Origin of the sequence: Clostridium sp. UBA3061, assembly GCF_002367465.1 — a bacterium.
GTDB lineage: Bacteria > Bacillota > Clostridia > Clostridiales > Clostridiaceae > Clostridium_J > Clostridium_J sulfidigenes.
On record NZ_DFCF01000007.1, the window covers coordinates 191,486 to 199,538 of the forward strand.

Here is an 8,053-nt window from a genome sequence, read left to right on the forward strand (position 1 = left end):
TTATGTTTATTAATATTTTTTAGCAATTTCATATAATAATCTTGACCCTACTCCTGTTGCACCCTTTGAGAAATATTCTCTATTTGGTGTCTGTGATGTGAAAGCTGTAGCTGCAATATCAAGGTGTAACCATGGCTTATCTTCTACAAATTCACCAATAAATAATCCTGCTGTAATTGCTCCTGCACCTACAGGGCCAGTTGAGTTAACTAAGTCTGCATTACCAGTTTTTATTTTTTCTTTATATTCATCAAAGGTTGGGAATCTCCAAACTCTTTCATCACAATGTAAAGAAGCTTCCTCTAAAAGTGAGTAGAATTCATCATCATTAGTTACAACTCCTGTAGCGGCACTTCCTATAGCACCACCTACAGCACCAGTAAGAGTAGCAATATCAACTACCTTAGTTACATTTTCTTTTCTTATTATATAAGTAACTGCATCTACTAAAGTTAATCTGCCTTCAGCATCTGTATTTATAATTTCTATGGTTTTACCATTCATAGTATTAATTATATCTCCAGGTCTATATGCATCTCCTGAAATTAAATTCTCACAAGCAGCCACTACAGCTACAATATTTTTCTTTAATCCCTTTCTTGCTATGGTAGACATGGCACCGATAACAGCACCTGCTCCCCCCATATCACTCTTCATAGTCCACATACTTCCTGCAGTTTTTAGGCAATATCCACCTGCATCAAAGGTTAATCCTTTACCTACAAGACCTAATATATTTTCTTTATTATCAGCATCACCCATGTATCTCATTACAATTAGCTTGGGTTCATTTGAAGAACCTTTACCAACGGATAAAAATGATTCCATACCAAAGTTTTTAATTTCTTCTTTATTATATACTTCAACTTGGAATCCATGATCAAGGCCTAACTGCTGAACTTTTTTAGATAATGCCTCTGGAGTTAAAATATTTGCAGGCTCATTTACAAGTTCTCTTGAAATTAAATTTCCTTCTGCAAGTAGTCTTCCTTCTTCTACAGCTTCATTTAATTTAGCTAAATCTTGGTCCTCATGAAATATAATTCTTACTTCTTCTAATAGTACTTCTTTTTTATCACTTTTATATTTATCAAAATTATAAGTAGTCATTATAAGGGATTCAGTAATAGCTTTAACTTTTTCATAATTACAACAACAATCCATAGATTTCACATGTAAATCTAGAGTTTTTATTTTTTGTTTAATTACTTCCTTAATTAACTTAGAAGTATTATTTCTAACATTATCTACTTTACACTTAGATTTTTCACCAAGACCTACAAGTATAGTTTTTTGTATAGACCCATCTTCTATATTAGTTAATGTATATAAATCTCCTTTTTTGCCAGCGAACTCTTTACTTTCACTTAAGCAACTAAGGATATTATCTAATTTGTCACATGAAAATCCTTGTTGTAGTTCCATATAACTTTCAAATAAAAATATACCTTTGGAATTGTTATGTGATTGAACATTTTTTAAGTTCTCCACTTTTATATTCATATTAATCACCTATCCTTTCAAAATTGAATATACATCTTATACTTAAATAGTTTCTATACTTATTTTCTAAATCCTTCTATAATGTTCTATTTTTCTTCTTTGTATCCATCATACTGTGGTTGAGTAAATCCTCTTCCTACTACTTCTCTTACATCATTTATTATTATAAAAGCTTCAGTGTCTACTTCTTTTACAATTCTTTGAAGCTCAATTAATTCTTCTGTAGAGCATACAATATACAATATATCTTTACTTTTTCCAGTATATACACCCTTGCCATTTATACTTGTTATTCCTCTATTTAAGTGCTTCATTAATTCTTGTGCTATTTCACCAGACTTTTCTGAGATTATATGTACTTCTTTAGAGTAATTTACACCCTCTACTAAGGTATTTACTACTTTAGAAACTATAAATATAGATATCAATGCATACATGGCTTTTTCTACGCCAAAAACAAATAAACCTACTACTATTATCATTCCATCTATGCACATCATTATTTGATTTATAGGTATTTTCTTCAAATAATGCTTTATAATTATTGCAAGTAAATCTGTACCTCCTGTTGATGCAGATGATCTTAATACTAATCCAACTCCAGCTCCTACAAAAAGGCCTCCAAATACACTTGATATTAATAAGTCAGATTGAACCGGCGGGATAAAACTAGTATACCAAAGGGCAACAGATACAAAAGCTGCTCCAAATATAGATTTTTTTGCAAAATCCATCCCTTTTATTTTTATTCCTACTATAAATAATGGTATATTTACAATTACATTAGTTAACCATAGTGGAATGCTAAATACATAATCTAATATAATAGCTAAACCTGATACTCCTCCGGTAACTAAATGTTGTGGTGAATAGTATACGTTTATTCCTATAGCCAGTATTGTTATACCAACCATTATCATTAGATAATTTTTAAGTTCACTTTTGTTAAAAAACTCCTTCATTTTGCCCTCCCGTTTATTTTATGTTATACTATATTATTTATGTTACACTAGTTTTATAGCATAGAATTATACATGTTGCAAACACTAATTTCAATTATACTTTTATTATTATAATAATTATATAGTTTTTATAGTTTTTTATATGTATTTTTTATATGTTATGCTAAAATTTAATTATTATATTATAATAAGGAGTTTTTATGGATAATTATACTGTTTTTTTAAATATTATAAACCTTATATTTGTTGTAAATATTGCTTTTGCTATAATTGTAATTATATTTGAAAAGAGAAATACTAGTAATACTTGGACATGGCTTATGATAATGTTGTTTATACCATTTATTGGTTTTATAATGTATTTATTCTTTGGTCAAAATCTTCGTCGCAAAAAATTCTTTGTTCTAAAAAAGGAAGAAGAATCTGTTCTTATGCAATTCTCTGAAGAGCAAAAGCGCCTTCTCAGCGACAAAGCTATAGTTAATAATAACTCTCTATTAAAAGAATATCATGATGTAATAAATTTAAATCTATATAGTGATAATTTTATTGTTACTAATAACAATAAAGTAGATATTCTTAATAATGGAAATGAAAAATTTCCTATCATGATAGATTGTATAAAGAATGCCAAAAATTTTATTCATATTCAGTACTATATCTTTAATGATGATAATCTAGGCACTGAAATACTTAATCTTTTAGTGAAGAAAGCAAAGGAAGGTATTGAAGTTAAACTTCTTTACGATGGTATGGGTTGCATTCATAATAAAAAGCATTTTTTTGATCCACTGGTAAAAGCCGGTGGAGAAGTGTATTGCTTTTTTCCACCTTTTATACCTTATATAAATGTGAGAATAAACTATAGAAATCATAGGAAAATCTGTGTTGTAGATGGAGAACATGGTTTTGTTGGAGGTTTAAACGTAGGAGATGAATATTTAGGCCTATCTAAGAAATTTGGCTTTTGGAGAGATACTCATCTTCATCTTCAAGGTGACTCTGTAAATTATCTAGAAGTCAGATTTTTGATGGATTGGCGTTTTGCGAGCAAAAAAGACTTTTTCATGGAAGAAAGGTATTTTCCTAGAAAACCATACATAGATAATACAGCTGTTCAAATAATTTCTAGCGGACCTGATTCTGAGTGGTGTAGTATAAGAAATACTTACCTTAAATTAATAAGCAAAGCTGAAAATTCCATTTATATTGAGACTCCATATTTTATTCCAGATGAAAGTATCTTAACAGCTCTTAAAATAGCATGCCTATCTGGTGTAGATGTTAAAATTATAATACCTTGTAAGCCAGATCATCCATTTATTTATTGGGCATCTAAGTCCTATATTTGGGAACTTGTAGAATGTGGTGCTAAATGCTACACCTATGACAATGGATTTATTCATAGCAAAATGGTATCAATAGATGGTAAAATGTGTACTATAGGAACTGCTAATATGGATATACGTAGTTTTAATCTAAATTTTGAAGTTAATGCCATAATATATGGTACAATAACTACTTCTGAGGTTGATAAAGCCTTTGAATCAGATATATTGCAAAGTACTTTACTCACTCCTGAACATTATTCTAATAGATCTCTAATAATTAAATTCAAGGAAGCTATATCTAGACTACTATCTCCTATTCTATAAACAGGATTTTAGCTATTCTATAGATCATTTTATTGAGTATAACAAAAGTACTGTGATTATTAAATAAACCGTCATATCTATAACTATTAGAAGTTTAAAATAGATATGACGGTTTAAATTTTTATATTATTAATGGAGCATATATCATCAAAGTTAATAATGCATCAATTAATAAACTTAAAACAAATTTTGATATAAATATTCCCTCAAATTCACTTGTATAAGTACAGTATCCATAACTATATGTTATAACTGCTATTAATATACATAAGACAATACCAACATAAATAGGGGCTATAGCCGGTGGTAACATATATACATATTTAACATAGAACATTTTTATTATAAAAAAGATCTTTGCACAAGTTGTTAATATAGCTACTATTATATATGCAATCTTCTTTTGCTTATTAGATAGCTTATAGTCTAGGAATGTAACTGCTCCACTTAAAACTAAACCTATTGCTATCCATGGGAATCCAACAATTATTATAGATACAAAGCTATTCATAAGTCCCTCAATAGTATAAGTAAGTGCACTTTTCTTCTCTGACTCTCTTGGTAAATTATTTATAGCCTTAAATCCTTCATCTGTTGATGCTATGACAACATCATATAAATCTTCATCTCTAAAACTTAAGTAACTAATATAATCCTCATTTACATAAGGATTAATGCATACTCCTCTTGTTCTTGTAACTGGCTCAACTTTATTTATCTTACCATCTTTTACAACAAAGGATGCTATTCCTCTTCTTTCCTCTTTCTTCCCATAAGAGTTATCTATTGTAGAAAAAAACTTCCCACCTTCTTCGTCAGAGTAAGTTCCTATAGCATTTATTAGTTCATTTGATTCATTAATTCTTGGTTTACTTTCCTTAACCTCACCTCCAGCTATAGGAAACTCGAATAACCTACAAGAGTGAAGTTCACCTTTAACATATTGCTCGAACATTGTATATCCATTTTCTCTATCTGAAGAACAGGACATATTCTTATAAGTAACTCTATTATTCTTAGCTATTTCTTCCACTAATATAGGTTCTGAAACCCTATCTTCATTAAATGTAATTGCTTTAATATATGAGTTGTCTTCCATGTAACATATTAGAAAACCGTCTTTATTCTTACTGGCTGAAATCATGTCTGTATTTTTTGCTGGAATAGATATCATTTTATCTTCTACTGTATTTATTATCTCAAGTTTATCTTTGTAAGCAACTACTATATTGTTATTATCTAATTGATAAGTACTATTTATTCCTTTAATATTCTCTCTACTAACCTCATTTAAATCTTTATCTATATATACCTTTAATAAGTATCCCTCACAATCTTCTATGGAGTTAAGCATTAGTATATACCCATCTACACTTTTAGCGAGTAATACATTGTTTATTAATTCTTCATTAACTTCATATTGTTTATTATTCAAAACTTCTCCTACAGTATTGGTTTCAACAATATTAAGATTTTTATTATTATCATATGCTACAAGTATTCTATTATCTTCTTTCAAAATTACTGGAGCATTTTTCGTTGTTGCAGTTGCTATCCTTACTTCCTTACTCCATGTTTTAGATGGTGGTTGTATTTCTAAATTATAGTTATTCTTATAGTTTCCAGTAAGTATTAATATACACGTCACAATAATAAGAAAAATTAAAAGCATTTTTTTCTTTTTCATTTATATATCTCCTTAAACTATTTATTATTATGCATATGTTTTATATAACTTTAAGAGATTATTTCAATTAATTATAAGAAATAATCTCTTTTTAAATTCTAATTAAACTTTATTATTATATTATAAGAGGTACAAATATCATTAATGTAAACAATGCATCAATTAACATGAATATACTAAACTTACCTAGAAATATGCTCTCAAAATCATCTGTATAGACCATATATCCATATCCATATACAACTAGTCCAATTAAGGAGTTTATCAATATGCCTACAAATGATGGAGCTAAAATAGTAGGTAACATATGTGAATATTGCACATAAAAAGCTTTATTTATAGTATATATTTTCATTACTACAACAATAGTAGCTAGTATGATATACATATACCTTTTCTTTTTATCATCAAATTTGTAATCCATAAAAGATACTGCTCCTGCTATAACTAAACCAGGAACTATCCATCTAAATCCTATTATTATAATATAAGATATACTATACATAAAACCTTCTACTAAATACCCAAGAGATCTCAATCTTTCATCTCTACGAGGTCCATTATTTGCATCCTTAAAATTCTCATTACTAGATGCTATATTAACACTATATAATCCATCCTTCTCAAAACTAAGAAATGCTATATATTCTTCATCATTATATGGATGAATACATAATTCTCTTAGTCTAGTTATCTTCTCTGAACTTGAAACTTCACCATTTTTTATTTCAAAAGAAACTATAGCTTTTTGAAATTCCTTTTTACCAAAAGGCACTCCCATGGTGGCATAAAATCTTGCACCATTTTCTGAATAGGCTCCTTTAGTATTTATAACGTAACTGGATTTATCAACCACAAGCTTACTAACCTGGCCCTCTCCTCCACTTATAGGAAACTCCATTACTTCTGTAGCAAAGTATTCATTTCTATCATATTTCTCAACAAGCAAATATCCATTTTTTGCATCTGAAGACAATGACATTGCTCCATAAGTAATTTTGTCAGTTTTAATCATCTCTTTGATAAGAAATGGCTTTGATACCTTTCCACCTTTAACTGTGAATCCTTTAAATAATTTCTCTTTTTCTAAGTAACATATCAAAAGTTCATCTTTACTTTTATTAGCAGTAAGCATACTTAAGTTTTCTACTGGCACTTCTATATTTTCATTTGATACTGTGTTTACTAACTTAATTTTATCTTTATAGGCTAAAACTATATTTTTACTATCAATTTGTTCAGTAAATGTGATTCCTTCTTCTATTTCTCTTTTTACCAAATTTAACTCTTCATCTAAAACTAACTTTTCTAAATAATCTATACTTAATTTATTAGAATTATAAATCAAAGTATATCCTTTATCAGTTTTGGTAAATATTAAATTCTTAAGTAGTTCTTCTTCTACAGCATATTCTTTAGTTTTAATTTCTTTCCCATTTAAATCTGTTTCACATACTTTAATCTTTTTAGTATCCCCATATGCTACTAATAAACGATTTTCTTCTTTTATGATTACTGGTGTATTCTTTCCTAACCCACTTCCAATTTTTACTTCTTTGCTCCATTTTTCTGACGGTGGCTGTTTCAATAAATTGTAGTTATTTAAATAATTACCAATTACAATTATTAAAAATCCCATTATTATACTTAATAATAATATCCTTTTTTTATTCATATTAACTCTCCCCCAAGGTCTTAATAATTCTCCTTTTTTATCTATTAGTATAAATTATACTCCCGGTATACTGAATATTCAAACACTTTTTGCAAATATTAGCTAATATAATATTTTTTTGTAATAAAATATTTTCTTATGATGATGATTACTTTTGCTTTTATATTTTAAAATTGTATTGTAAAATATACTTATGTTGTAAATAAATTTAATTAGTGAAAGGTATTTATATGCGAAAATCTGGTAAAGTAATTAATTTTGATGATGATAAAGTTTATATAGTAACAAATAATAAAGAATTTGTTACATTAGAGAGAAATGATAAAGCTCCTATTAAAGGTAATATTTATGATGGTACTGTATATGTAGATAGGTCAAATCTTATAAAAGTATTTATAATACTAATATCTATTTGTGCATTAGTATTAAGTTGTATTTATTTTATCTTCTTTTCACCTAGAGCTAATATAATCCTCTCTTTAGATTCCAATATCAAAATAGGTATAAATAGAAACAAGATAGTTAAAATTACAGATTCTAGTGGGTCTACTTTAGGATTGGAAAGTTTAAG

6 protein-coding genes are annotated in these 8,053 nt (G+C 27.9%); 2 read left to right on the top strand and 4 right to left on the bottom strand.

Translation table 11 applies throughout. The features are described 5' to 3' along the window. Positions 1–9: 9 nt before the first annotated feature. Together B2P65_RS06345 and B2P65_RS06350 are read right to left on the bottom strand one after the other, a co-directional pair. Positions 10–1,503, bottom strand: a complete 1,494-nt coding sequence (locus B2P65_RS06345; protein ID WP_346879786.1) for a leucyl aminopeptidase — start codon at positions 1,501–1,503, stop codon at positions 10–12. Between the two features lie 86 nt (positions 1,504–1,589). Next, positions 1,590–2,465: a YitT family protein gene (locus tag B2P65_RS06350; protein WP_346846939.1), complete on the bottom strand. Its 876-nt coding sequence runs from the start codon at positions 2,463–2,465 to the stop codon at positions 1,590–1,592. A gap of 200 nt (positions 2,466–2,665) precedes the next feature. Between B2P65_RS06350 and cls the strand changes: the two genes are divergently transcribed. After that, positions 2,666–4,120, top strand: coding sequence for a cardiolipin synthase (cls, locus tag B2P65_RS06355; protein WP_346846938.1), 1,455 nt, complete (start codon positions 2,666–2,668; stop codon positions 4,118–4,120). Positions 4,121–4,241: 121 nt separating this feature from the next. Here the strand turns inward: cls and B2P65_RS06360 are convergent, their stop codons facing one another. Both B2P65_RS06360 and B2P65_RS06365 read right to left on the bottom strand, forming a co-directional pair. Beyond that, on the bottom strand, positions 4,242–5,807 hold the full coding sequence (locus tag B2P65_RS06360) for a hypothetical protein (protein ID WP_346846937.1): 1,566 nt from the start codon (positions 5,805–5,807) through the stop codon (positions 4,242–4,244). Positions 5,808–5,922: 115 nt separating this feature from the next. Then, the gene (locus B2P65_RS06365) at positions 5,923–7,482 is read right to left on the bottom strand and encodes a hypothetical protein (protein WP_346879787.1); all 1,560 of its coding nucleotides are present in this window, start codon (positions 7,480–7,482) and stop codon (positions 5,923–5,925) included. A 230-nt stretch (positions 7,483–7,712) separates the two neighbouring features. Here B2P65_RS06365 and B2P65_RS06370 point away from each other — a divergent pair. After that, positions 7,713–8,053 (top strand): hypothetical protein (locus B2P65_RS06370; RefSeq protein ID WP_346879788.1); only part of this gene is annotated, 341 nt, incomplete at its 3' end.